22 protein-coding genes and 1 pseudogene are annotated in these 24,920 nt (G+C 70.7%); 21 read left to right on the top strand and 2 right to left on the bottom strand.

Annotated features, from left to right (window positions below; translation table 11 throughout):
• Nucleotides 1-211 precede the first annotated feature (211 nt).
• The 21 genes from AC0AIB_RS10630 (at nucleotide 212) to AC0AIB_RS10530 (ending at nucleotide 23,258) form a co-directional block, all read left to right on the top strand.
• The gene (locus AC0AIB_RS10630; RefSeq protein ID WP_328345257.1) at nucleotides 212-1,027 is read left to right on the top strand and encodes an IclR family transcriptional regulator; all 816 of its coding nucleotides are present in this window, start codon (nucleotides 212-214) and stop codon (nucleotides 1,025-1,027) included.
• Nucleotides 1,028-1,305: 278 nt separating this feature from the next.
• Nucleotides 1,306-3,405, top strand: a complete 2,100-nt coding sequence (locus AC0AIB_RS10625; RefSeq protein WP_465096509.1) for a hypothetical protein — start codon at nucleotides 1,306-1,308, stop codon at nucleotides 3,403-3,405.
• Nucleotides 3,406-3,430: 25 nt separating this feature from the next.
• Nucleotides 3,431-5,611 (top strand): hypothetical protein, encoded by a 2,181-nt coding sequence (locus AC0AIB_RS10620; RefSeq protein WP_465096508.1) that lies wholly within the window; start codon nucleotides 3,431-3,433, stop codon nucleotides 5,609-5,611.
• Nucleotides 5,612-5,646: 35 nt separating this feature from the next.
• Entirely contained in the window at nucleotides 5,647-6,909 is a 1,263-nt protein-coding gene (locus AC0AIB_RS10615) for a Gfo/Idh/MocA family protein (protein WP_328345251.1), read from the top strand.
• Between the two features lie 23 nt (nucleotides 6,910-6,932).
• A complete protein-coding gene (locus tag AC0AIB_RS10610) occupies nucleotides 6,933-8,165 on the top strand; it encodes an ABC transporter substrate-binding protein (protein WP_328345250.1) in 1,233 nt (410 codons plus the stop codon).
• Nucleotides 8,166-8,259: 94 nt separating this feature from the next.
• Nucleotides 8,260-9,162: a carbohydrate ABC transporter permease gene (locus AC0AIB_RS10605; RefSeq protein ID WP_328345248.1), complete on the top strand. Its 903-nt coding sequence runs from the start codon at nucleotides 8,260-8,262 to the stop codon at nucleotides 9,160-9,162.
• Nucleotides 9,159-10,052, top strand: coding sequence for a carbohydrate ABC transporter permease (locus AC0AIB_RS10600; protein WP_465096507.1), 894 nt, complete (start codon nucleotides 9,159-9,161; stop codon nucleotides 10,050-10,052). Before AC0AIB_RS10605 ends, AC0AIB_RS10600 begins: the two co-directional genes overlap by 4 nt.
• A 5-nt stretch (nucleotides 10,053-10,057) precedes the next feature.
• A complete protein-coding gene (locus AC0AIB_RS10595; RefSeq protein WP_465096506.1) occupies nucleotides 10,058-11,077 on the top strand; it encodes an NAD-dependent epimerase/dehydratase family protein in 1,020 nt (339 codons plus the stop codon).
• A gap of 2 nt (nucleotides 11,078-11,079) precedes the next feature.
• Entirely contained in the window at nucleotides 11,080-12,087 is a 1,008-nt protein-coding gene (locus tag AC0AIB_RS10590; protein ID WP_328345244.1) for a dihydrodipicolinate synthase family protein, read from the top strand.
• A complete protein-coding gene (locus AC0AIB_RS10585; RefSeq protein WP_465096505.1) occupies nucleotides 12,071-13,168 on the top strand; it encodes a hydroxyacid dehydrogenase in 1,098 nt (365 codons plus the stop codon). The genes AC0AIB_RS10590 and AC0AIB_RS10585 overlap by 17 nt, the downstream gene beginning before the upstream one ends.
• A gap of 86 nt (nucleotides 13,169-13,254) precedes the next feature.
• A complete protein-coding gene (locus tag AC0AIB_RS10580; RefSeq protein WP_465096504.1) occupies nucleotides 13,255-14,085 on the top strand; it encodes a fumarylacetoacetate hydrolase family protein in 831 nt (276 codons plus the stop codon).
• Nucleotides 14,082-15,023 carry a GNAT family N-acetyltransferase gene (locus AC0AIB_RS10575; RefSeq protein ID WP_465096503.1) on the top strand — a complete coding sequence of 314 codons (942 nt, stop codon included), beginning with the start codon at nucleotides 14,082-14,084 and terminating at the stop codon, nucleotides 15,021-15,023. The genes AC0AIB_RS10580 and AC0AIB_RS10575 overlap by 4 nt, the downstream gene beginning before the upstream one ends.
• Before the next feature lie 87 nt (nucleotides 15,024-15,110).
• Complete coding sequence (locus tag AC0AIB_RS10570; protein ID WP_465096502.1) at nucleotides 15,111-15,965, top strand: SMP-30/gluconolactonase/LRE family protein; 855 nt, start codon at nucleotides 15,111-15,113, stop codon at nucleotides 15,963-15,965.
• Nucleotides 15,966-16,547: 582 nt separating this feature from the next.
• A complete protein-coding gene (locus tag AC0AIB_RS10565) occupies nucleotides 16,548-17,600 on the top strand; it encodes a LacI family DNA-binding transcriptional regulator (RefSeq protein ID WP_328345239.1) in 1,053 nt (350 codons plus the stop codon).
• Nucleotides 17,587-18,357 (top strand): ABC transporter ATP-binding protein, encoded by a 771-nt coding sequence (locus AC0AIB_RS10560; RefSeq protein WP_328345238.1) that lies wholly within the window; start codon nucleotides 17,587-17,589, stop codon nucleotides 18,355-18,357. The genes AC0AIB_RS10565 and AC0AIB_RS10560 overlap by 14 nt, the downstream gene beginning before the upstream one ends.
• A gap of 76 nt (nucleotides 18,358-18,433) precedes the next feature.
• The gene (locus tag AC0AIB_RS10555) at nucleotides 18,434-19,150 is read left to right on the top strand and encodes an ABC transporter permease (protein ID WP_328345237.1); all 717 of its coding nucleotides are present in this window, start codon (nucleotides 18,434-18,436) and stop codon (nucleotides 19,148-19,150) included.
• 20 nt (nucleotides 19,151-19,170) lie between these two features.
• Nucleotides 19,171-20,280, top strand: coding sequence for an ABC transporter substrate-binding protein (locus AC0AIB_RS10550; RefSeq protein ID WP_328345236.1), 1,110 nt, complete (start codon nucleotides 19,171-19,173; stop codon nucleotides 20,278-20,280).
• Nucleotides 20,281-20,311: 31 nt separating this feature from the next.
• Nucleotides 20,312-21,133 carry an N-acyl homoserine lactonase family protein gene (locus AC0AIB_RS10545; protein ID WP_328345235.1) on the top strand — a complete coding sequence of 274 codons (822 nt, stop codon included), beginning with the start codon at nucleotides 20,312-20,314 and terminating at the stop codon, nucleotides 21,131-21,133.
• An 11-nt stretch (nucleotides 21,134-21,144) separates the two neighbouring features.
• On the top strand, nucleotides 21,145-21,888 hold the full coding sequence (locus AC0AIB_RS10540) for a glutamine amidotransferase (protein WP_328345234.1): 744 nt from the start codon (nucleotides 21,145-21,147) through the stop codon (nucleotides 21,886-21,888).
• Nucleotides 21,881-22,954 carry a ribokinase gene (locus tag AC0AIB_RS10535; RefSeq protein WP_465096501.1) on the top strand — a complete coding sequence of 358 codons (1,074 nt, stop codon included), beginning with the start codon at nucleotides 21,881-21,883 and terminating at the stop codon, nucleotides 22,952-22,954. The genes AC0AIB_RS10540 and AC0AIB_RS10535 overlap by 8 nt, the downstream gene beginning before the upstream one ends.
• Before the next feature lie 16 nt (nucleotides 22,955-22,970).
• A complete protein-coding gene (locus AC0AIB_RS10530) occupies nucleotides 22,971-23,258 on the top strand; it encodes a hypothetical protein (RefSeq protein ID WP_465096500.1) in 288 nt (95 codons plus the stop codon).
• Between the two features lie 97 nt (nucleotides 23,259-23,355).
• Here AC0AIB_RS10530 and AC0AIB_RS10525 read toward each other — a convergent pair.
• A protein-coding gene (locus tag AC0AIB_RS10525) for an IS5 family transposase (protein ID WP_465096531.1) occupies nucleotides 23,356-24,154 on the bottom strand; the annotation gives its coding sequence in 2 pieces (ribosomal slippage) (nucleotides 23,356-23,818 and nucleotides 23,817-24,154; 801 coding nt in all).
• Nucleotides 24,155-24,476: 322 nt separating this feature from the next.
• Nucleotides 24,477-24,710, bottom strand: a pseudogene (locus AC0AIB_RS10520) (transposase); the annotation flags it as partial.
• Between the last annotated feature and the right edge of the window lie 210 nt (nucleotides 24,711-24,920).

The raw sequence follows: 24,920 nt of genomic DNA, 5'->3' as shown, positions 1-24,920 counted from the left end.
ACCCAGCCCGGTCGCGGCACCGCGGTTTGTCCGCCGCGGGAGGAAACCACTCAAGTTTCCAAACACTGTTCGGTCCTGCCAAACGATGTTCGGTATATTAGTCAGGCCAAATCGCGGAGGTCAACAGCCAGGGCAACCTTTCTTCGAACAGATTTGTTACATTGTTCGGCCTTGGCGAACAGTGCTGGTTTCCCTGACCGAAAGAAGGACCATGACCACCACCGAAGACGGGGACAGCTCCCGCTACCTGGTGCGCAGCGTCAGCCGCGCCGCCGAGGTGCTGGAGGTACTGTCCGCTGCCACCCCCGGCGGAGGGCTGAGCGTCACCGACGTCGCTCGCGCCTGTGGCCTGTCCAAGAGCGCCGCGTTCGCCACCTTGCACACGCTGTGCCACCACGGCCTGGCCGCCGACGACGGCGAGGGGATGAACCGTCGCTACCGGCTCGGCATGGCCCTGGCCCGACTCGGCGGCCGCGCCCAGGAACAGCTGTCGCTGCGTGACATCGCCCGCCCGGTGCTGGCCGCGCTGACCCGCGACACCGGCCTCAGCTCCCGGTTGGCCGTCCCCGAGGGGTCCCACGCGGTCGTCATCGACCAGGTCGGCAATGGCGAGCGCATCCAGATCGAGCTGCGGATGGGCACCCGCGAACTGCCGCACTGCACCGGGCTGGGCAAGGCCCTGCTGGCCGAGATGACCCGGCCGCAGGTTGCCGAGCTGATCGGCCGCATCGGCCTGCCCCGGCGCACCGACCACACCATCACCGACCTGGACTCGCTCCTGGCCCACCTCGACGACGTCCGCAAGGACGGGTACGCCCTCGACGACGAGGAGGACGCCGACGGGGTGTTCTGCATCGGCAGCGCCCTGCGCGACCACACCGGCCTGTGTTGCGGCGCCATCAGCGTGACCGGGCTGAAGCTCGGTCTACCCAGCTGGCGCTACCAGGAGCTGGGCCGACAGGTACGACAGGCCGCCGAGGCCATCTCCGTCCGGCTCGGCCAGGTCCCGGCGGAACAGACCGCTTGACAGCCGGTTCACCTGCTGTTTAACGTTCCCGCCAACGTCACGGCCCTGGCCGTGACGGGTCGCGACCCCTGGTCGCGGCCGTCTCGGGCGAACAGCTGACTCCCGTCGCGCCGCAGCCCCGGCGCCGGGCGTTCCGGTCAGCAGCTCCGCCGCCTGCGCGCCTCGCGCGTTTGCCCGACCTTCCCCCGCCCTGCGGCTCCCCCGTGGTGCCCGCAGGCCCCCAGCACCGCCGTACGGCGTCCCGCCGGCCGGCCGGACCGCGAAGGTTGAGGCTCTCCATGGGTCTACTTGGCACGTCCGCACCCACCCCCCACGGCCAGGTTCAGCGCGTCGACACCGTCGCCGAGCTGGCCGCCCTCACTCCCGCCACGCTGGCCGCCCGCACGCTGGTGCGCGTCGCCGGCTACCACACCCCCGGCGACGGCGGCGGCGGCATACTGCGCTGGGACCCCACCAGCACCGCCGCCGGCAACGGCGGCACCGTGCACGACCCGTACCCGAACGGCAGCGCCCGGCGTGGCCGATGGCTGGCCGTGCACGACGGGCTCGGCGACTTCCGGCGCTTCGGCATCTTCGGCCGGGAGACCCCCGCCGACGCCGCGCTGGACGCCATGGTCACGGACCCGGCGATCCACCGGGTCGAGGCCCACACCGGCCTGCGCTTCGTCAAGCGGCACACATTCGGCCGCAGCGACATCGAGCTGGACTTCGGCGGGCACACCGTGCACACCGACGGCATCGAGCGCAACACCCACGACAACCCGTTCGGCGCGGTGCTCTACTTCCGCGGCACGGTGACCGACACGGTGATCACCCACACCCTCACCGAGACCGTCCCCGAGCTGACCGACGTGTTCCAGGTCCCGGACTCGGCGCGGTTCACCGTCGGCCAGTGGTGGACCGCCACCAGCAACGCCCTCAGCGGCGCCGACGAGCGCGAACTACAGAAGATGGTCCAGGTCACCCAGATCGTCGACGGCACCCACATCCGCGTGGGCTACCTCAACGGCTGGACGCTGGAGCCGGGCCGCACGATCACCTGGCGCCGGGTCGAGCCGGTCCGGCAGGCGCACGTACGCAACATGGTCTTCCTCGGCCACGTCGCCTTCACCGGCGAGTACCCCGGATCCGGGCCCGACGACCGCGAGTACAGCGGCTCCCACCCCGTCGCCTACGAGTACGCCGTGCGCTGCGACGTGTCCGGCATCGACGCCATCGGCACCTGGTGGCCGGTTATCATGCGCCGCTGGTGCACCCACTTCACCACCGCCAACTGCACCCTGAAGAACCCGCCGACCGTCATGTACGGCGGCGCCGGCTACCTGACCCAGCAGATCTACTGCCTGTACGGGCACGTCGTGGACTGCCGCAGCGCCAACGCCCGGCACCTCAACGACCTCACCGCGTCGGCGTACTGCACCGTGGAGAACTGCCACGGCGATGGCGACGACGCTGGCGGCAACCCGTTCACCACCCACGGACAGTACGAGCACGACCTGGTCTTCACCGGCAACTCCGGCCTGATGGACATCGCCAACAGCGGTGGCCAGTGGGGCATCAGCGCGAAGCGGATCACCGTCCGCCGGCACCTCTGCTCCTGGTTCGTCGCCGGCACCAAGATCACCGACCTGACCCTGGAGGACGTGCGGGTCATCCCGCGCTCGACCTTCGATCCGGCCGGCACACTCCAGGTCAACGCCGACGGCGCGCAGCTGCGCGGCTGCTCGGCGCGGACGCTGAGCATCGCCCAGCGCTCGGCCCGCTCGGCCCGGCCCACGATCATCGCCGACTGCGACTTCGACCAGCCCGCCGGCACGGTGATCGTGCAGACCCCGGTGAGCAACCCGGTGCACTTCGTCCGCACCACCTTCCGCGGCCTCGATGGCGCGATCCTGCGCGGCCCGGGTCCGGTGCATTTCACCGACTGCACGCTGACCGGGACGCCCGGCGCGGCGCCACTGCTGGTCGGCGCGGCCGAGGTGGTGGTACACGGCGGCACGCTGACCGACACCGGCATCGAGCTGTCCGCCGTGCGCGACCAGCGCCTCGTGGTCGACGGCGGCGCGGTGGTCACCGGCACCAACGCACGGCGGGCCCTGCTGACCCGGGCCGCCGGCACCGGGGCCGTCCGGATCGAGCTGGTCGACTACCGCAGCACCGCGGCCGACCCGCAGACCGCGCACGTGCGTATCGACGCCGGCGTCAACCGCTACCGCGCAGTCGGCGCCGGCTTCTCCGGCGGCCGGCTGACGCTCGCCGACGCGGCCTTCGGCGCCGCCTCCACCCTGCTGCACACCGGGTGCGTCGAGGAGGGGGTCGCCCGCGAGCTGCCCGCCGAGTCCCCCCGCGTCGTCACCGGCGACAACCTCGCCCTCTGATCGCCCCCCGGAAGAGGAGACACCCATGAACCGCTCCGACCCGACCTCCCGCCGCACCCTGCTGCGCACCTCCGGGCTCGGCGGGCTCGCCCTCGCCGGCACCGCCCTCGCCCTCTCCCCCGCCACCGCCACCGCCACCGCCGCCGCCAAGCCGGACGGCCCGCCGACCCCACTGGCCCCCGGCCTCAACGGGGTGCTGCACGTGGGCACCGTCGCCGCGCTGCTCGCCGTCAGGCCCCAGACCCTGCGCGCCGGGCAGGTCGTGCACGTCGACGGCTACCACGCCGCCGGCGACGGCGCCGCCCGCATGTTCCGTTGGAACGCCGCCAGCACCGCCGCCGGCAACGGCGGCACCGTCCTCGCCCCCGCCAACGACCGGCCCGGCCGCTGGCTCCAGCTGCACGACGGCGCCGTCGAGTTCCGGCACTTCGGCATCTTCGACGCCAAGACCCCCGCCGACGCCGCCCTCGAGGCGATGGTCAACGACCCCACCGTGCACCGCATCGAGGCCCACTCCGACCTGCACTTCGTCAAGCGGCACCGGTTCACCCGCAGTGACCTCGTGCTCGACTTCGGCGGGCACACCATGTCCACCGACGGCATCGAGGACGCCGGCCGCGACGACCCGTTCGCCGCGGTGCTGTTCTTCCGCGGAAAGGTCACCGACCAGGTACGCACCCACACCCTGACCGAGGTCGTCCGGGAGGGCTGGGACACGTTCCAGGTCGCCGACTCCTCGGCGCTCACCGTCGGCCAGTGGTACGCCGTCGAGGTCAACCGGCTCGCCGGCAGCTGGGAGCGGGAGCTGCAGAAACTCGTCCAGGTCACCCAGATCGTCGACGGCACCCACATCCGGGTCAACTACAAGAACGGCTGGGAGCTGGCCGCCGGCCGCACCCTCACCTGGACCCGCATCGAGCCGGTCAGCCGGGTGCACGTACGCAACCTCGTGTTCACCGGCAACGGCGCCGACCAGTACACCGGCTCCCACCCCGTGGCCTACGAGTACGCGGTGCACTGCGACGTCGCCGACATCGACGCCACCGGCAGCTTCTGGCCGGTGATCATGCGGCGCTGGTGCACGCACTTCCACACCGCCCGATGCAGCCTGAAGAACCCGACCTCGGTCACCTGGGGCGGCGCCGGCTACCTCACCCAGCAGATCTACTGCCTGTACGGGCACGTCGAGGACTGCCGCACCTCCAACGCCCGGCACCTCAACGACTGGACCGCCTCGGCGTACGGGTACGTCACCAACTGCCACGGCGACGGCGACGACCAAGGCCCCTTCGTCACCCACGGCCAGTACGAGCACGACCTCGTCTACACCGGCAACTCCGGGCTCATGACCTTCGCCAACTCCGGGGCGGCCTGGGGCTCGGCGGCAAAGCGGATCACCGTGCGCAAGCACGTCTGTTCCTGGTTCGTGGCCCGCGTGAAGATCACCGACCTGACCCTGGAGGACGTCCAGGTCATCCGCAAGGCCGGCCTGGCCGGCTCCGGGATGTTGTGGGTCAACGCCGACGGCGTGCAGCTGCGCGGCTGCTCCGCCGACGACACGCTGATCATCTCGCAGCAGTCCACCCGGTCGCAGCGGCCGAACGTCATCGAGGGCTGTTCCTTCACCCTCGCCACCGCCGGCACGGACGTGGTGCAGGCCAACGTCACCACGCCGGTGCACCTGGTCCGCACCACCGTCCGCGGGGTCGACGGGCACACCTTCAGCGGCAGCGGGCAGCTGCACCTGACCGACGTGACCCTCGTCGGCGCCCCCGACGCCGCGCCGGTCACCGTCAAATCCGCCGACCTGCGCGTCTGCGGAGGCACCTTCACCAACGCCGGCGTCCGCCTTGCCGGCACCGCCGACCAGCGGATCAGCGTCGGCGGCGGGGCCGTGCTCAGCGGAACCAACACGGCCAAGGCGCTGCTGTCCCGCGCCGCGGCCACCGGCGTCGTCCGGTGGGAGCTGGGCGGCTACCTCAGCACCACCTCCGACGCCGGCACCGCGCACATCACCGTCGACGCCGGCACCAATCGGTACTCCGCCGTCGGCACCCAGTTCACCGGCGGGAAGCTGCGACTGGCCGACGCCGGCTTCGGTGACGGCTCGTACCTGCACCACACCGGGTGCGTCGAGGAGGGCGTCTCCCGTGAGCTACCCGCCGCCGGCCCGCGCATCCGCGACGCCGGGAACCTGACGGTCTGACCACACCGCAGCAGCGAGAGAAGGCGAGGAGCCAGGTGGAACAGCAGGACCGGCCGGTGCGGGTCGCGCTGGCGGGCGTGGGCAACCGGGGCCAGACGTACGCCCGGTGGGTGGCCGCCAACCCCGCGCGGGCGCGCATCGTCGCGGTCGCCGACCCGCGTCCGCACCAGCGGAGCCTGGTCACCGCCGCCCACCCCGGCGCGGCGGAGTTCAGCGACTGGCGAAACCTGCTGGCGGCGGACGTACCGGCCGACGCGGTCATCGTCGCCACCCAGGACCGGATGCACGTCGAGCCGGCCGTCGCGTTCGCCAACGCCGGCCAGCACCTGTTGGTGGAGAAGCCGCTCGCGCCGACGGCCGACCAGTGCCGCGAGATCGTCGACGCGGTGCGCGCCACCGGCGTGCTGTTCGCCGTCTGCCACGTCCTGCGGTACACCCCCTACACCGACCTGGTGAAGCGGGTGGTGGACAGCGGGGTGCTGGGCGAGATCGTCAGCGCCCAGCACCTCGAACCGGTCGGCTGGTGGCACTACGCCCACTCCTACGTGCGCGGCCCCTGGCGGCGAGAGGACCTCGCCACCCCGATGCTGCTCGCCAAGTCCAGCCACGACCTGGATTGGCTCGGCTACGTCACCGGCCGGCGTATCGAGCGGGTCGCCAGCTTCGGCGGGCTCCACCACTTCCGGCCCGACCAGGCGCCGGCCGGCGCCGCCGCGCGGTGCCTGGACTGCACGGCCGAGCCGGGCTGCCCGTACTCGGCACCGAAGTTGTACCTGCCGGTGCTGCGCGAGCGCGGGTCGATCTGGCCGGTCAGCGTGGTCACCGACGGCACCGACGAGGCCGCGCTGATCGAGGCGCTGCGCACCGGCCCGTACGGCCGGTGCGTGTACTCCGGCGACAACGATGTCGTCGACCACCAGGTCGTGGCGATGGAGCTGACCGGCGGCGTCACCGCCAGCTTCACCATGGCCGCCTTCACCGAGCAGACCCACCGGCAGACCCAGCTGTTCGGCACCCACGGTTCCCTCTCCGGCGACGGCGAACGGGTCCGGGTGCACGACTTCCGCACCGACCGGATCGAGATCCTCGACGCCGCCACGGTCGGCGGGTCCACCGCCGCCGACGACCACGGCGGCGGCGACACGGGACTGATGGACGCCTTCGTCCGCGCCGTCGCCACCGGCGACAGCCACCACATCCGGTCCGGGCTGGACGAGACCCTCGCCAGCCACCTCGCGGTCTTCGCCGCCGAGACGGCCCGGCACACCGGCACGGTCGTGACCGTGCCCGCGCAGTGAACCACTGAGAGAGGAACGCACAGATGAGACTTCGAAGGTTCGCACCGGTCGCGGCCGCCGCGCTGGTGGCCGGTCTGCTCAGCGCCTGCGGCGGCTCCGACGCCGGCGGCGACAAGGAGAGCGTCACCATGTGGATCTACCCGGTGATCCCCGACGAGGCCACCCACCGCGGCTTCTGGGACAAGCAGGTCGCCGCGTTCAAGGCCGACCACCCCGACATCGACGTCAAGGTGGAGATCTTCCCGTGGGCCAAGCGCGAGGAGTCGCTGACCGCGGCGATCGCCGGCGGCAAGGGCCCGGACGTGGTCTACCTGATCCCCGACCAGCTGGGCAAGTTCCACAAGATGATCGAGCCGGTGGACGAGTACCTGCCCGCCGACGCGAAGGCCGACTACCGGGAGAACGTCCGGGCCGCCGTCACCCTCGACGGCAAGATGCTCGGCGCACCGCTGCTGACCAGCAGCAACCCGCTGATGTGCAACGCGAAGGTGTTCACCGCCGCCGGGATCACCGAGTACCCGAAGACCTGGGCCGACCTGCTGGCCCTCGCGCCGAAGCTGAAGGCCAAGGGCTTCGACGCCACCAACTACTACGCCGACCCGAACGCCACGCTCAACCAGTCCTTCTACCCGCTGCTCTGGCAGGCCGGCGGCGACGTGTTCAACGCCGACGGCACGTCCGTGGCGTTCAACGGCCCCGAGGGCGTCAAGGCACTGACCTTCCTCAAACAGCTCGTCGACGGCGGCTACGTCGAGAAGGACCTGATCACCAGCATCCCGGCCTTCGAGCAGACCAACGTGGCCAAGAACAAGGTCGCCTGCACCTGGCAGCACGTCCCGGCCGACGTCGAGAAGCTCTGGGGCACGGAGAACATCAAGATCTTCCCGCCGCTGAGCGACGCCAAGAGCGTCGGCTACGGCACCGTGGGCAGCCTGTCCATCCTCAAGGGCAGCAAGGCCAAGAAGGCCGCCGGCCAGTGGGTCACCTTCGTCACCGCGCCGTCGGTCGCCTCCGCGTACGACGTCGCCGGCGGCTACTTCTCGGCCAAGACGTCCGCCGGGGCCCTGTACCCGCAGGACCCGGTGAACACCGAGATGGAGAAGACCCTGGACAGCACCACCGTCGGCCCGCTCAACGAGAAGAGCCGCGAGGTGATGGGCGTCCTCGCCCCCGAGATCCAGGCCGCGCTGATCGGTAAGAAGACCCCCGAGCAGGCGCTCGCCGACGCGGCCAAGGCCGCCGACGCGCTGCTCTGAACCCCGCCGGCCCACCGCCGCGGTGCGGCGGCGGGCCGGACGCCACCGCATCGGCCGCAGCGGCCGATGTCGAACCTGCGAAGAGGATGGCGAGATGGCCGTACCTGCTCAGCTGCCAGCCCGGCGGGCCCGGCGGGTGATCGCCCGGCGCGAGGCACGATGGGGTCTGCTCTTCGTCCTCCCCGCGTTCCTGCTGTTCCTGGCGTTCCGCTTCGGCCCGGCGATCGCCGGGCTGGTGCTCGGCTTCATGGACTACACGATCGGCGGCGACGCCGAGTGGACCGGGCTGGAGAACGCCCGGCGGCTGGCCGACGACCCGGTCTTCTGGCAGGCGCTGCGGGTCACCGTCGGCTACACCGTGCTGTACGTGCCGCTGACCGTCGCCGCGTCGGTCGGGCTGGCACTGCTGGTCCGGCGCGGCTTCCGCGGCGTCGGCTTCTTCCGGTCGGTGTTCTTCCTCCCGGTCGTCACCAGCCTGGTGCTGGTCGCCACCATCTTCTCCTGGGTGTTCTCCTCCGGCGGCCCGTGGTCGCGGATCCTCGGCTGGGTCGGCCTGCCCGACGACTCCTGGCTGGCCTCCAGCACGCTGGTCCTGCCGGCACTCGCCCTGATCGGCGTGTGGTCGCACTTCGGGTACGGCATGCTGATCGTCCTGGCCCGCCTCCAGGACCTGCCCAGAGAGCAGGAGGAGGCCGCCCTCACCGACGGCGCGGGCGCGTGGCAGCGGTTCCGCTTCATCGTGCTGCCCCAGCTCAAGCCGGTGCTGTTCTTCCTGCTGGTGATCGAGACAACCGCCTCGTTCCAGGTCTTCGACCTGGTGTACGCGATGACCGGCGGCGGCCCCGCCCGCGCCAGCTACACCCTCGTCATGGCCCTGTACGACCAGGGCTTCAAGTACTTCGACCTCGGCTACGCCAGCGCGATCGGGGTGGCCCTGTTCGTGATGACGCTGGTCGTCGCGCTGATCCAACGGCTGGCCCTCGGGAGGGACAAGTGACCGCCACGACCACCGCCCCCGCGCCCACCCCGGCACCCCCGCCGCGGCGCCGGCGACGCTCGTACCGGGCGTTGCAGCCCGGGCCCGGCGGCACCGTGCTGCGGTACGTGCTGCTGGCCGTGGCCAGCGTGGCCACCCTCTTCCCGTTCTACGCGATGGTGGTGCTGAGCCTGAAGCCCGCCGCCGCCGTCGAGTTCCCCGGCAGCCTCCTGCCCTGGCCGATCGAGTTCGACGCGTACGCGACGGTGCTCGACTCGCGGAACATTCTGCGCTGGCTGCTCAACACCACCATCTACTCGGTGGTCAGCGTCGTCGCGGTGCTGCTGCTCTCCGCGTTGGCCGGGTACGCGTTCGCGAAGAAGCGCTTCCCCGGCCGGGAGACCATGTTCTGGTCGTTCCTGGCGATGGTGATGGTGCCGTACCACGTCACCCTCATCCCCACTTTCGTCCTGATCGCGAGAGTCGGCGGGGTCGACACGTACTGGGGGCTGATCCTGCCGACCCTGGCCAACGCGCAGGCGGTGTTCCTGATGCGACAGTTCATCCAGGGCCTGCCCGACGAACTCTTCGAGGCCGCGACGATCGACGGCGCCTCCGAGTGGCGGATGTTCGTGCGGATCGTGCTGCCGCTGTGCAAGCCGATCCTGGCCACCCTCGGCGTGTTCGTCTTCCTGTGGCACTGGAACGACCTGCTCTGGCCACTGATCATCGGGCAGAGCGGGGACATGCGCACCCTCACCGTCGGCATCGCCTCCCTCCAGCAGGAGCAGGTGCCGCTCAACGTCATGCTCGCCGGCTCGGTCGTCGCGTTCGTGCCGATCTTCGCCGCCTACCTCGTCGGCCAGCGGTACTTCACCGAGGGCGTCACCATGTCCGGAATCAAGGGGTGAGTGCAGTGTTCAACAGTGAGTCCGCACTGGAGGACCGGCTCGCCCGGCCCTCGGCGGCGCTCGTCGCCGACCTGGCCGGCGGCTCCGGTGACCTGGTGGTCCTCGGCGCCGGAGGCAAGATGGGCCCGTCGCTGTGCCGGCTGGCCCGCCGAGGGCTCGACGCCGCCGGCCGCTCCGGCGACCGGGTGTACGCTGTGTCGCGCTGGTCGGACCGGACGGCCGCCGACGCGCTGGCCACCGACGGAGTGGAGCCGGTGGCGTTCGACCTGCTGGGCGACGGCGACCTGGCCGGACTGCCCGACGCCAGCGACGTGATCTTCATGGTGGGCGCGAAGTTCGGCACCGCCACCGCCCCGTACCTGGCCTGGATGGTCAACGCGGTGCTGCCCGCAGCGGTGGCCCGGCGCTACCCTGCCGCCCGGATCGCCGCGTTCTCCACCGGCAACGTCTACCCGATGGCGCCGGTGGCCTCCGGAGGCTGCGTGGAGACCGACCCGACCGGCCCGGTCGGCGACTACGCGATGAGCTGCCTCGGCCGCGAGCAGGTGTTCGCGCACGCCGCCAGCCGGGGCACCCCGGTCGCGGTGCTCCGGCTCAACTACGCCGTCGACCTGCGCTACGGCGTGCTCGCCGACATCGGCCAGGCGGTGCTCGCCGGCGAGCCGGTCGACGTCACCACCGGCCACGTCAACGTGGTCTGGCAGGGGTACGCCAACGAGGTGGCGCTGCGGTCGCTGGGACACGCCTCCGCCGACGTGTTCACCCTCAACCTGACCGGCCCGGAGACCGCCCCGGTGCGCCGGATCGCCGCCCGCACGGGCGAACGTCTCGGCCGGCCGGTCAGCTACGCCGGCACGGAGGCGCCGACCGCGCTGCTCAACGACGCCACCCGCTGCCACGCGCTGTTCGGCTACCCGGACGTCCCGCTGGGCACCCTGATCGACTGGCAGGCCGACTGGCTGGCCGCCGGGTTGCCCACCTCGGGCAGGCCCACCAAGTTCTCCGTCCGCGACGGGAGGTTCTGACCGTGTCCCTGGACCTGCTGCGCGAGGGGACAGTCATCCCCGCACACCCGCTCGCGCTGACCGCCGACCGCCGCCTCGACGAACGGCGGCAGCGGGCGCTGACCCGCTACTACCTGGCCGCCGGGGCCGGTGGGCTCGCCGTCGGCGTACACACCACCCAGTTCACGATCCGGGAGGCAGGCCTACTGCGACCGGTGCTCACCCTGGCCGCCGAGACCGTCGACGCCGAGGCCGGACGGCCGGTGGTGAAGGTCACCGGGGCGTGCGGCGACACCGCCCAGGCGGTCGCCGAGGCGGAACTCGCCGCCGAGCTGGGCTACCACGCCGTCCTACTCTCCCCCGTCGTGCCGGGCGCCGACGAGGCGTACCTGCTCCGGCGGGCACGGACGGTCGGCGAGGTGCTGCCGGTCATCGGCTTCTACCTGCAGCCGGCCATCGGCGGCCCGCGCCTGTCGACGGCGTTCTGGCGGGCGTTCGCCGACCTCCCGTCGGTGGTGGCGGTGAAGCTGGCCCCGTTCGACCGGTACCGCACCCTGGAGGCGGTGCACGGGATCGCCACCGCCGACCGGGGCCGGGACGTGGCGCTGTACACCGGCAACGACGACCACATCGTCGGCGACCTGCTCGGCGAGTTCGCCGGCCGCCGGTTCGTCGGCGGGCTGCTCGGCCAGTGGGCGGTGTGGACCCGCGCCGCGGTCGCCCTGTTCGCGCAGGCACGGGCGGCGCGGGCCGGCGACGGGGCGGCGCTGGCGGAGTTGACTGGCCGGTCCGCGGCGGTAACCGACGCGAACGCGGCGGTGTTCGACGCCGTGAACGGGTTCCACGGCTGCATCGCCGGGGTGCACGAGGTGCTGCGCCGGCAAGGGCTGCTCGACGGGGTGTGGTGCCTCGACCCGGCCGAAGGGCTGTCCCCCGGCCAGGCGGAGGAGCTGACCCGGGTGATCACGGCCTACCCGTGGCTCACCGACGACGACTTCGTCGCGGAGCACCGCGATGACTGGCTCCGCTGAGCCGCCGCCCGGGGCCGGTGCGGGCGGCGTGCCCCGGCCCCCGGCCGGGCCGCCCGTGACCACGCTCTCCGGCGGGCACCGTCCGGTCACCGTGGTCTCCGTGTCCGCCCCGCTGCGGGCCGAGTTCTTCCCCGACCGGGTCGGCGACCGGCTGACCGCGGCCACCGACGCCACGCTGATCGACGACCATGCGGCGCTTACCCGGGCCGACCTGGCGCCGCTGCTGGCCCGGGCCGAGGTGCTGGTGACCTCCTGGGGCGTCCCACGGCTCGACGCGGCCCTGCTGGACCGGGCCCCGGCGCTGCGGCTGGTCGCGCACACAGGTGCCTCGGTCAAACCGTTCGTGACCCCCGAGCTGTTCGCCCGCGGCGTCACGGTCACCCAGGCCGGGCAGGGCATGGCCCGGTCGGTGGCCGAGGTCGCCCTCGCGTTCACCCTGGCCCTGCTGCACCAGACGCCCCGCTTCGACCACGCGTTGCACGCGGGTGCAGGCTGGAGCCGGGCGGAACAGGCACCACCCCGGCACGAGATCCTCGGCTGCCCGATCGGCGTCGTCGGGGCGTCCCGCACCGGCCGTGCGTACCTGGACCTGGTCCGGGCCCTCGGCGCGGACGCCAGCGTGTACGACCCGACCCTGACCAGGGCGAACACCGCCGCGCTCGGTGCCCGGCTGGTCGGCCTCGACGAGCTGTTGGCCGGTAGCCGCATCGTCGCGCTGCACGCGCCGACCCTGCCGGAGACCCGGCACCTGCTCGGCGCCCGCGAGTTGGCGCTGCTGCCCGACGGCGCCGGGCTGGTCAACACCGCCCGGTCCTGGCTGGTGGACGAGGCGGCGCTCGTCGCGGAGCTGTCCCGCGGCCGGATCGACGCCGCGCTGGACGTCTTCGACGAGGAGCCGCTGCCCACCGGCCACCCGCTGCGGGCACTGCCCAACGTGCTGCTCACCCCGCACCAGGCCGCCGGCACGGTGCAGGGCCGCCGGCGGCAGGGCGAGATCGTCGTCGACGAGATCGTCCGGTACGCCGCCGGCCGGCCCCTCAGCCACGCGGTGACGCCCGAGATGCTCGCCCGGACCGGCTGACCCGCCGTCGCACACCGCCCCCGTACGCGATCGACCCGGGCCCGCCGACGGGCCCACACCACCACGGAGAGGACACCATGAGGTTCATGCGGATCGGCCCGGTCGGCGCCGAGCGGCCGGTGCTGTTCGACGGCACCAGCTACTTCGATCTGACCGGAGTCACCTCCGACATCGACGCGGCGTTCCTCGCCGCGGACCCCGTGGCGCGGGTACGGTCGGCGGGTCCACTGCCCCGGCTCGACGTGACCGGGGAGCGGATCGGCGCCCCGATCGCCCGGCCCGGGGCGGTGCTCTGCATCGGGCAGAACTACAGCGCGCACGCCGCCGAATCCGGGGTCGCCCCGCCCGAGCGGCCGATCCTGTTCCACAAGTCGCCGAACACCGTGGTCGGCCCGTACGACCAGGTGCTGATCCCGCGCGGCTCGACGAAGACCGACTGGGAGGTCGAGCTGGCCGCGGTGATCGGCAAGCCCGCCCGCTACCTCGACTCCCCGGCCGATGCGCTCGCTCATGTGGCCGGCTACACGGTCACCAACGACGTGTCCGAACGGGACTACCAGTTCGCCGACCCGGGCGGCCAGTGGTCCAAGGGCAAGTCGTGCGAGACCTTCAACCCGCTCGGCCCGTGGCTGGTCACGCCGGACGAGGTGGGCGACCCCCAGGCGCTTCGGCTCCGCTCCTGGATCAACGGCGATCCACGGCAGGACTCACGCACCGCCGACATGATCTTCGACGTGGCGTACCTGATCTGGCACCTGTCCCAGTACACCGTGCTGGAACCGGGCGACCTCCTCAACACCGGCACCCCGCAGGGCGTGGCGCTCTCCGGCCGGTTCCCCTACCTGGCAGCCGGCGACGTGATGGAGATGGAGATCGACGGGCTCGGCCGGCAGCGCACCGTGCTCGCGCCGGCGTGAGCACCCCCGTCGACTACCGCCCGGCCACGCCGGCGGACGTACCGTCGCTGTACGCCACCTGGGCCGAGGCGTTCACCAGCGCGCACGTGACCCAGCTCTACGCCCGCGACCCCGGCCGCCTCCCGCGCACCTTCGTCGCGGTGGAGGCCGGGACGGTCGTCGCCGCCGTCCACTACCTGCCCCGGCGGTTACGCAACGCCGCCGGCGGCGTCGACCTGGTCGGCGGCGTCGCCAATGTGGCCACCCGGGTCCGGGCGCGCGGCCAGGGTCACATCCGCTGCCTGCTCGACCTGGCCGTCACGGCGATGGCCGCCGACGGCTGCGCCTGGTCGTTGCTGTTCACCGGCACCCCCGGCGTGTACCTGTCCAGCGGCTACCGCCCGTTCGCCCTGCGCTACCCGAGCGGTCGACCGGCGGCCGCCGTGGCCCCCTTGCCGCCGGACTGGATCGTCCAGGCCGACGCCGGAGTGGACTGGGCGCAGCTCGCCCCGTTGCACGAGGCGTTCAACGCCCGCCGGCCGCTCAGCACCGTGCGGGACGCCGACGACTGGCGGCTGCGGGTGCCGGTGTGGTACGCCCCGCCCACCCAGCTGCTGGTCGCCCGGCACCACGGCCGGATGGCCGGCTACCTGGCCGCGCAGTGGACGCCCGGGTCCGTGCGAGTGGTCGAGGTGGCGGCGCACCCCGACCGGCCGGAGGCCCTGCGCGCCCTGTTCGGCGCCGTCGCCGGCACCGCCGCCGAGCGCGGCGTACGGGAGTGCGTGGCCCGGCTGCCCGCCGATCCGGCCATCGACGCCGCACTGCCGCACCTCCTGACCGACCCGGTGACGCAGGCCGACGCCACTGGTATGGTCCGGCCGATCCACGCCGCGCCCGACCATCTGGCCGCGATCACGGAGGCGCCCGAGGCCTTCCACTGGCCGGCCGACTACCTGTGAGGACCCGGACCGCACTGCGCGGGCCGGACACCGGTCGTGGCCGGATGGTGTGGAATGTGACCGGCACGTTTCGGAAGAGGAGGCGCGATGGGTGCCCTTGCGCAGGTCACCTCACCGGTCGCCGAGCACGGCGAAGGGCCGGTGTGGTGCCCGGCCGACAAGCGGTTGCGTTGGGTCGACATGCTGGTCGGGGACATCCTGACGCTGGACCCGGTCACCGGGGTGATCACCCGCCGGCACGTCGCCCCGGTGGTCGCGGCCGTGCGCCCGCGGTCCGGTGGTGGGCTCGTCGCCGCCGTCGAGCGGGGCTTCGCGCTGCTCACGGACGACGCGGTGGAGCTGCTGCCCGAGAACTGGTCGGACCCGTCGATCCGGATGAACGACGGCGGGTGCGACCCGCTTGGGCGCTTCTACTGCGGCTCCATGGCGTACGACGCCGCGCCGGGCCGGGCCGCGCTGCACCGGCTCGGCCCCGACGGCGCGGTCGAGACGGTGCTCACCGGGCTGACCGTCTCCAACGGGTTGGCCTGGACCCGGGACGGCAGCACCGCCTGGTACGTCGACTCGGCCACCCACCGGATAGACACCTTCGCCTTCGACCCGACCACCGGCGAGTTGCACGACCGGCGGCCGGTGGTGGCGGTGCCACCGCAGGTGGGCACGCCGGACGGGCTCTGCCTCGACGTCGAGGGTGGTGTCTGGGTCGCGCTGTGGGACGGCGGGGCCGTGCACAGGTACGCGTCGGACGGTCGCCTCACCGCCGTCGTGGAGCTGCCGGTCCGACGCCCCACCGCATGCGCGTTCGGCGGCCCCGACCACGCCGACCTTTACATCACCACCTCCCGCCACGGCCTGCCGGCGGACGACCGCTCCCCGGCGGGGGCCTTGTTCCGGATCGGACCCGAGGTTCCCGGCTTCCCCGATTACACATTCGTTGGCTGAGACGGGTGGCCGCCCGGACCCACCGGTCCGGTCCGGGACCCGCGGTCTCAGCGAGGTCGAGCAGCTCATCCTCGACACCGTCGACGGGCGCGCACAGCAGCACGCTGACGCCACGGCCGCCGAATCGCAGTCCGCACCGCGTCCGGGCACACCCAAGACGGACACCGTCGAACGCAACGCGGCGGTCGATGACTCGCCTGGAGTCCATACGGATGCGCTCATCGGTTCGGCTCCCGTCGTCTGATCCTGTCAGTCGGGGTCAGCCAGGTTTCGGTCCGGCTGGCCCCGTACAGGCCGATCGCTGCTCCCCGTGCGGGCGGGGGTGATCCGCACACGCGGATCACCTCGACCAGTGCCCACTCCCGGACAGTGGACACATCGTCCCCGCCGACGCCCCCGGCGGCCTCGCCTCGATCGTGGCCCGAACTGATCTACGCCGACCGGGGGCTACGACTACGACTGCTACCGACGAACGGTGCCGGCACTGGCCGAAGATTTCCAAAACATGCCCTTGACGTGGGCGTCTCTCATGATTAGCGTGACGCAAACCGGTTTGACAAACCGGTTTGCGCGGAGGTGAGAATGTCTGTCTCCATCAGTGACGTGGCCGCTCGGGCCGGAGTCAGCCGAGCGACCGTGTCCCACGTTCTGAGCGGCAACCGGCCGGTCAGTCAGCGCGTCCAGTCCCTGGTCAGGGAGGCCATGCAGGATCTGGGCTACGTGCCGAGTCGTACCGCCCAGAACCTGGCGCGGGGCACCACCCGCACTATCGGGCTGCTGGTGCCCGACATCGGCAACAGCTTCTTCGCTGACCTGGCCAAGGGTGTCGAGCAGGCCTCGATCGAGCGCGGCTTCAACGTCCTGCTCGGCAACACCGGGTGGACCTCCGAGCGGGAGATCTTCTACCTGGAGACGCTGAAGTCGCGGGCCATCGACGGGGTGGTCTACGCCGCCGGTGCGCCCGCACCCACCTCCCGGCTCGCCGAGCTGTTTGCCGGCGTACCGGTCGTCGCGGTCGACGAGGAACTGGACGGGCTGGCCCTGACCACCGTCGTCTCCGACAACCGGGCCGGCGGAGCGCTCGCCGCGCGACACCTGGCCGGACTGGGGCACCAGCGGGCCGTCGTGGTCGGCGCCAACCCCCACCTGGCCAGCAGCAAGCACCGGGTGGACGGCTTCGTCCACACCTGGGGCGAGCTGGTCGGTCGCACGCCGGAGGTCATTGAGGGCCCGTTCGAGGAGGAGGCCGGCTACCTGGCAGCCAGCCACCTCGTACCCCGGATCCGGATCGGTGAGGTGACCGCCGTTTTCGCTCTCAACGACCTGGTCGCCCTCGGTGCGCTGCGGGCGTTGCGGGAGGCGGGCCTGCAGATACCGACGGCCTGTTCCGTGGTCGGCTTCGACGACATCTACGCGGCACGCCACGTTATCCCCGGCTTGACCACGGTCCGCCAGGACGCGGTCGGCATGGGTGCGCTGGCTGCCTCGGCTCTGCTAGGGGTGCTCGCTCCGACGAACGGCGAAACCCGATCCAGCCGGCACATCCTGCCGGTGTCACTGACTCTGCGGGGCACCACCGGGCCACTGCTGCACCCGACACCTGTGGATGGAGGCGACAACGATGGCGGTCATTGACGTCGAGGATGTCAGTAAGGAGTTCCAGGCGCGGCGGGCCGACGTGCTGGCGCTGTCCAGGACCACCCTGCGGATCGAGGGCAACCAGGTCGTCTGTGTCGTCGGGCCGAGCGGCTGTGGTAAGACCACCCTGCTCAACCTCATCGCCGGCTTCCTGCGGCCGAGTGCCGGTCGAGTGCTGGTTGACGGCAGTCCGGTCACCGGGCCGGACAGCTCGCGAGCGGTGGTCTTCCAGTCAGACGCGGTCTTCCCATGGCTGACCGTGCGCCGCAACGTCGAGTACGGGCTGCGGCTGCGCGGTGTCGACCGGACCGCTCGGAAGGAGCGGGTCGACCGGTATCTCGACCTGGTCGGGCTCGCCGACTTCGCGGATGCATACCCGAAGGAACTCTCTGGCGGCATGCGCAAGCGGGTCGACATCGCCCGCGCCTACACCTCCGGCCCCGAGGTGCTGCTGCTGGACGAGCCGTTCGGCGCACTGGACATCTTCACCCGCGAGGCGATGTGGCTCGCGTTGCACCACGTCAACCTGGCGGAGCCGAAGACCATCGTCTTCGTCACCCACGACATCGAGGAGGCGCTCTTCGTGGGCGACCGGGTGATCGTCATGACCCCGCGTCCGGCGCGGGTGCACCAGGACATCACGGTGCCCTTCGATCGGCGCGGTGACCTCGATCTACGGGGCAGCAAGGAATTCCAGGACATGCGGATCCAGATCTCGCGGAGTCTTCGGGAGGTGTCCGGTGACCGCACCTGAGGGACAGCTCGTCCGCCCCCGCGTGGCAGGGGACCGGTCTCGGATAATCGGACTCGGGCTCGGTGGCGGTGTCATCGTGGGGCTGCTCGCCCTCTGGTGGCTGCTCACCGACCTGACCGGCACGATCAGGCCGCTCTACTTCCCGGCCCCGACCGAGGTGCTCAGCGCCCTGCAGCAGATCTGGCGGAGCATGCTGCCGGACGCCGGGGCCACCCTGCTCCGGGTGCTCTTCTCCTGGTCACTCGGCTCGGCTGCCGGCATTCTGATCGGTCTGTTGATGGTCCGTTCCCGGATTCTCTTTCACACCCTCACCCCGGTTATCGAGGCACTGCGACCGGTTCCACCGGTGGCCCTGATCCCGTTCGTCATCCTCTGGTTCGGCATCGGCGACAGCGGCAAGCTCTTCCTGGGCTCCCTGGCCTGCTTCATGGTCATGGTGGTCAACACGATCGTGTCGGCAAACAACGTCAGCCCGGTCTACGGTCGCGCGGCCCGCTCGTTGGGTGCCGGCGAGGGGCAGGTCTACCGGACCGTGATTCTGCCCGCCATCGTTCCCGAAATCGTCTCCGGGTTGCGGATCGGCAGCGCGCTCGCCTTCGCGGTGGTGGTGGCGGCCGAGTTCCTCGGTGCCGAACAGGGCATCGGCCGGCTGATCATGCAGGCCAGCCGGACGCTGAACACCCCCGTGGTGCTGATCGGCACCATCGTCATCGCCATCGAGGCGGTGGCCGTCGACCGGCTCATCAAATTCGTCAGCTCACGCATCACACGCTGGTCCGAAAGCTCTTCCTGAGGCAGCTAAGGAGCACGACCATGTCAACCAGAAAGCTCGCCGTCGGCCTTGTCGTCACCGCGCTCGCCCTGACCGCCTGCAACGCCGAGACCGAATCCGGTAAGGCCGCCGACGGCACGACGACCATCCGGCTCGGCATCTCGCCGTTCCAGGACACCATGCTTCCGATCATCGCCGAGGAGAAGGGGTGGTTCAAGGCCGAAGGGCTCAACGTCGAGCTGAAGTCGCTCGCCTGGGACGCCATCATGCCGGCGGTCGCCTCCAACGGCATCGACGCGGCCATCAACAACACCACCGGCGTGGTCTCGGTCGCCAACAAGGCCGACAACGTCGTCTACTGGTACGCCTGGAACCCGTTCACCGAGGGCTCCGCGCTGATGGGCAAGAAGGGCTCCGGGCTGAAGACCCTCGAGGACTTCGTCGCCACCGGCCTCCCCGAGGAGGCCGCCCGGGCCGAGACCTTCAAACAGCTCAAGGGGCGGACCATCGTCACCACCATGTCGACCGACATGGGCAAGCAGGTGGTCGCCGCACTGGAGTCGGTCGGGTTGAAGCAGTCCGACGTCAAGCTGGTCGACCTCGACCCGGACCAGGGCCTCGCCGCCTTCCTCAGTGGCACCGGTGACGCGTACCTCGGCGGCATTCCGCAGCGGGTCCGGGCCACCGCGGAGGGGATGCCGGTGCTCGCCTCCGGCCCCGACCTGGCCCCGCCGCCGATCAACGGACTGGTCACCACCACCGAGTTCGCCGGAGAGAACGAGGAGGCGTTGCTCAAGCTGGTCAAGGTGTTCCACCGGATCGTGCGGTACTGCGACGCCAACACCGCCGACTGCGGCAAGACCATCACCGAACGGCTCAACCGGGACACCGGCGCCAACCTGACCGTGCAGGGATTCCAGGACTTCTGGCAGAAGTTCGAGCTGTACGCGCCCAACGCCAAGGCAACGAAGGAACTGATTCTCGACCCGAGCGGAATCTCCTACTGGAAGAAGACCTGGGACGGCGACAACAGCTACCTGACCGCCAACAAATCCATCCCGGCACCGGTCGACGCCGGCAAGCACTTCCTGGTGGAACAGACCTGGAACAAGTACGTCGAGAAGTACGGCGCGGACGAGACCGGCTTCTAATCCCGATGGCGGTGAGGAGAGGGGTACGACGATGATGCGGATCCACCAGATCGTCACCGGTGAACTGGAGAGTTCACTCTCGGTCAGCCTGCTCAACAGCGGTGCCCATCCGGACCTGGACCGGTCGAAGGTCCTGCCGTACGGCTTCCGGAACGACATCCGGCGGCGCAACGGTGAGCTCACCGAGGGGGTGATGGTGCCGGTGCCGGTCTGGCTGATCGAGGGGGCTGGCCAGACCATCCTGATCGACACCGGACTGGGCGCCATCGATGAGGTGTCGGCGATGCAGAGCCGCTACGGGGTGGACTTCGTTGCTTCCCGTGGCGAAGACCAGGATCTGGTCGCCGGGCTTGCCCGGCACGGAGTCCGCCCGGCCGACGTGGACGTGGTGGTGCTGACCCACCTGCACTTCGACCACGTCGGCAACAACGAGCTCTTCCCGAGGGCGAAGTTCATCGTGCAACGCGACGAACTGCCGCAGGCCGTCGCGCCACCGTCGTTCTGCATGTTCTATTACCCCGATTACTCGTACAAGGTCACTGATATTCGGGACCGTCTGGAGGTGATCGACGGCGACGTCGACATCGCCGACGGGGTCCGGCTCGTCAAGATCGGTGGGCACACCCCCGGCTGCATGGTGGTCATGGTCGAGACCGCCCGAGGCACCGTCTGCCTGACCAGCGACGTCATGTACAACTACCGCAATCTTGAGCTGAACTGGCCGATGGGCTCGTTCTGGAACCTACCGGAACTCATGCGCGGCTATGCCCGCCTCCGGCACGAGGCTGATCTCATCATCCCCGAACATGACTGGCAGTTCCGCGAGCATTTCCCGAGCGGGACGATCGAATAGGAGTCTGGTCCGTGAAGGTTTTGCTACTCGGCGAGTCGTGGTTCATCCACCTGATCCACCAGAAGGGTTTCGACAGCTTCACCAACAGCGAGTACCAGGAGGGCGGCCACGAGTTCAAGGCGGCGCTGCTGGCTCAGGGCTGGGAGGTCGACCATGTTCCGGCGCACCGTATCGCCGAGAGGATGCCGACCACCGCCGACGGTCTTCGGCAGTACGACTGCATCGTGATCAGCGACGTGGGGGCGAACACCTTCCTGCTGACGCCGAACGTGTTCAGTAACTCGGCCAGTGAACCCAACCGCCTCACGGCCCTCCGCGATTACGTAGAGACGGGTGGCGCCCTGCTGATGGTCGGCGGATACCTCTCCTTCGCCGGCATCGAGGGCAAGGCACGGTACGGGCAGAGCCCGCTGGCCGACATCCTTCCGGTGGAACTGCTGACCACCGACGACCGGGTGGAGGTGCCCGAGGCGATCCCGCCCCGGGTCCTCGGCGTTCATCCGGCGCTGCCGGACGGCCAGCAGCAGTGGCCCGGTCTACTCGGCTACAACCGCACCCGGCAACGTCCGGAAGGGAAGGTCCTGGTCGAGGTCGGCGCCGACCCGCTGATCGCGGTCCGGCAGGTGGGTGCGGGGCGGACCGGTGTCTTCACCTCCGACCTGGCACCGCACTGGGCGCCACCGCCCTTCCTGGCCTGGCCGGATTACCCGCAGTTGTGGGTCCGACTCATCTCGTGGCTGGCCGCCCGTGACTGACTCGGCCTCTCCGCGATCGGCTACAGCCGGCTCGGCGCTGGGCGGTTCCGTGGTCGCGGCGGCGGCCGGCTCGGTGGCCCCGGCGGCGGCCGGCTCGGTGGCCGCGGCGGCGGCCGGCTCGGTGGCGACCGGGTGGGGAGAGGCCGAACCCGCCGAGGTGGTGGTGGTCGGCAGCGCCAATGTCGATCGGGTGGTCCGGATCGACCGGCTGCCCCGCCCGGGGGAGACGGTGCTCGCCGCCGATCCTCGGATCGGCGCCGGTGGCAAGGGCGCCAATCAGGCCGTGGCACTGGCCGTGCTGGGACGCCGGGTGGCTCTGCGCGCCGCCGTCGGCTCCGATGCCGCCGGCAGCTTCCTGATCGACAACCTGCGCCGGCTCGGGGTGGAAACGTCAGGGGTGCGCCGCCTCGGCGAGGGCGTCGGCACCGGCGAGGCGGTGATCCTGCTGGACCGAAAGGGCGAGAACTCGATCGTCGTCATTGAGGGCGCCAACCGTCGACTGACGGCAGCGGATGTTGGGCCGATCGACCCGGAAACGGCGGCGGTGCTCGTGCAGTGCGAGGTGCCGGTCGACGCGATCCGGGCGGCGCTCTCCACCGCCGACGCCGGTCAGTTGAGGGTGCTCAACCCGGCTCCCGCCGGTGTGGTCGACGTCGGGCTGCTCGAACTGGTGGATGTGCTGGTGCCGAACCGGGTCGAGTTGGCCCAGCTCACCGGCGCTCGGGACGACGAATTGAACGACCTCGTCGGAGTACGGGCGGCCCTGGCTGCCCTGCCGGTGCCACGGGTGGTGGTGACCCTCGGCGCCGTCGGGGCGTTGGTCCGGGACGGGCAGCGGTATGAGCTGGTGCCGGCTCCGGTGGTGCCGGTTGTCGACACGACAGGAGCCGGTGACTGCTTCTGTGCGGCGCTGACCTCGGCGCTGATCGAGGGGGCCGACCTGATCGATGCGGCGAATGTCGCCGTGGCCGCTGCCGCACTGTCGACTCGCGCGATCGGTGCTCAGGGCGGCCTACCGAACCGCGTCGAGGTCGACTCGTTTTTGGCCGGTGCGGCCAACCGGTAGCACGGCGGGTGGTGGCTTGGCGGTGCCGATCCGCATCCCGAGCGTAATCACGCTTCTGGTGCGCCGCCAACCGCGTCGTCCTGGTGTTCCTGCCGACGTATGCGTCCTGGCTGAACTGGATCGAGGCCGAGTTCGCCGCGTGCGTTACTTCGCCCTCAACGGCACCGACCACCGCACCCACACCGAACAGGACACCGCCATCGGCACCTACATCCGCTGCCGCAACCAACGAGCCGAACCGAAAACCGCATTCGCCACCGGCTCCAGAATCCGCCACCCGGATTACCCGTTCAAGGCTGCATGACGAGGCACTAGCCCCGACTTGGGCCACGGTTGGCTGATTTCGTGGTCGGCAGGGCTGTGACCTGGGGTGTCGTGTCGGAGGTGCGCACTAACAACTCCTAACTCTTTGAGCGTTGGAGTCTGCGCCAGCAGATGATGGCGCAGGCGAGGGTGAGGATGGCTTCGTGGATGTCGTCGCGGATCTCCCAGCGGATGCGTAGGCGGCGGAACCAGTGCAGCAGTGCGATGGTTTGCTCGACGACCCATCGTCGGGTGCCGGGGCCGGAGCCGTGGCCGGTGCCGCGTCGGGCGATGACAGGGGTGATGCCCCTCGCCCGAAGCTGGCGGCGGTAGCAGTCGTAGTCGTAGCCACGGTCGGCGTACAGCCACTGTGGTCGCTGCCGGGGCCGTCCACGGATGCCCCTGATGCGGGGGACCCTGTCGACCAGAGGCATGAGCTGGGTGACGTCGTGGCGGTTGCCGCCGGTCAACGCCGCAGCGAGGGGAATGCCGCCCGTGTCGGTGATGACGTGGTGTTTCGAGCCCGGCTTGCGGCGGTCGACCGGACTCGGACCGGTTTTTGGCCGCCCTTGAGCGCCCGGACGTGGAACCGTCGATCACCGCCCGAGACCGGTCGAGCTGCCCGCTGGCGCGGAGCTTACCGAGCAGAACCTCATGCAACCGCTGCCAGACACCGGCGCTGTTCCAGTCCCGTAACCTGCGCCAACACGTCATCCCCGAGCCGAAGCCGAGTTCCTGAGGCAGGTACTCCCACGGAATCGCGGTGTAGAGCACGAACAGGATCCCGCAGAGCACCTTGCGGTCATCCAGGGGCTTCCGCCCGGGATAGCGGTACCGGCGAGGCGGACGCGGTGGCAACAGAGCTTCGACCTCGGCCCACAACTCGTCCGAGACGATCCACGGCGGCTGCGCACCCCTCCCCACGTTCAGACAGAACCATCCTCACGTCCGTCCAGTTACGCCCAACCTCATTGAGTTAGGAGTTGTAAACGGGTCGGGTTCTATCGTGCGGGGCCGTGGCGTACGTGCGGACGGTGAAGACGGCTTCTGGGGCGCGGGCGGTGCAGATCGTGCACTCGCAGCGGCGGGGGTCGCGGGATATCGAGCACATCGGGTCAGCGGACGCTCTGGGAGTCGATGATCCCCGCTGTCGGCTCGGGCTGCCGGTCGTGGCCAGGCGGACCTCCTCCCGCAGCTCGGTGAGGTTCCGATCGGTCACACCCCGCCGGTTCCACCGCTGGAAATGGGAGTACACCGTCTGCCAGGGCGGAAAGTCCACCGGCAGGTACCGCCACGCACACCCGGTCCGCACCACGTACAGGATGCCGTCGACGACCGCCCGACGCGGGTGCTTCTCCGGCCTGCCCATCCACTGCGGCGACGGCAGCATCGGCTCGACGAGCGCCCACTCGCCATCGGTCAGGTCAGACGGGTACCGCCGCACTCGATCCATACCCATCTACCGACCGAGCCCGGTTCATCGATCACACCCACTGTGCGACAACCCCGACCAGCACACATCCCAAACGCGCTCTTACTGGACGTTTGTTTCGCGTTCGGGGCAGTAGTGGCCGATTCATGTTTGGACATCGGTAGCGCGATATGTCCGAACCGGTCCAGTAAGAGCGCATAAAGGCAGACGCGCACCTGCCCGACTTCAGTG

Source organism: Micromonospora sp. DSM 43699 (genome assembly GCF_055517075.1).
The sequence above is the reverse complement of the archived record's forward strand: the minus strand, read 5'-3'. Positions and strand labels throughout refer to the sequence as shown.

Coding starts and splice junctions, on each gene's coding strand:
- AC0AIB_RS10630 (WP_328345257.1), top strand. CDS start 212: ATGACCACCACCGAAGACGGGGACAGCTCCCGCTACCTGGTGCGCAGC.
- AC0AIB_RS10550 (WP_328345236.1), top strand. CDS start 19,171: ATGTCAACCAGAAAGCTCGCCGTCGGCCTTGTCGTCACCGCGCTCGCC.
- AC0AIB_RS10620 (WP_465096508.1), top strand. CDS start 3,431: ATGAACCGCTCCGACCCGACCTCCCGCCGCACCCTGCTGCGCACCTCC.
- AC0AIB_RS10560 (WP_328345238.1), top strand. CDS start 17,587: ATGGCGGTCATTGACGTCGAGGATGTCAGTAAGGAGTTCCAGGCGCGG.
- AC0AIB_RS10545 (WP_328345235.1), top strand. CDS start 20,312: ATGATGCGGATCCACCAGATCGTCACCGGTGAACTGGAGAGTTCACTC.
- AC0AIB_RS10585 (WP_465096505.1), top strand. CDS start 12,071: ATGACTGGCTCCGCTGAGCCGCCGCCCGGGGCCGGTGCGGGCGGCGTG.
- AC0AIB_RS10565 (WP_328345239.1), top strand. CDS start 16,548: ATGTCTGTCTCCATCAGTGACGTGGCCGCTCGGGCCGGAGTCAGCCGA.
- AC0AIB_RS10625 (WP_465096509.1), top strand. CDS start 1,306: ATGGGTCTACTTGGCACGTCCGCACCCACCCCCCACGGCCAGGTTCAG.
- AC0AIB_RS10605 (WP_328345248.1), top strand. CDS start 8,260: ATGGCCGTACCTGCTCAGCTGCCAGCCCGGCGGGCCCGGCGGGTGATC.
- AC0AIB_RS10610 (WP_328345250.1), top strand. CDS start 6,933: ATGAGACTTCGAAGGTTCGCACCGGTCGCGGCCGCCGCGCTGGTGGCC.
- AC0AIB_RS10570 (WP_465096502.1), top strand. CDS start 15,111: ATGGGTGCCCTTGCGCAGGTCACCTCACCGGTCGCCGAGCACGGCGAA.
- AC0AIB_RS10580 (WP_465096504.1), top strand. CDS start 13,255: ATGCGGATCGGCCCGGTCGGCGCCGAGCGGCCGGTGCTGTTCGACGGC.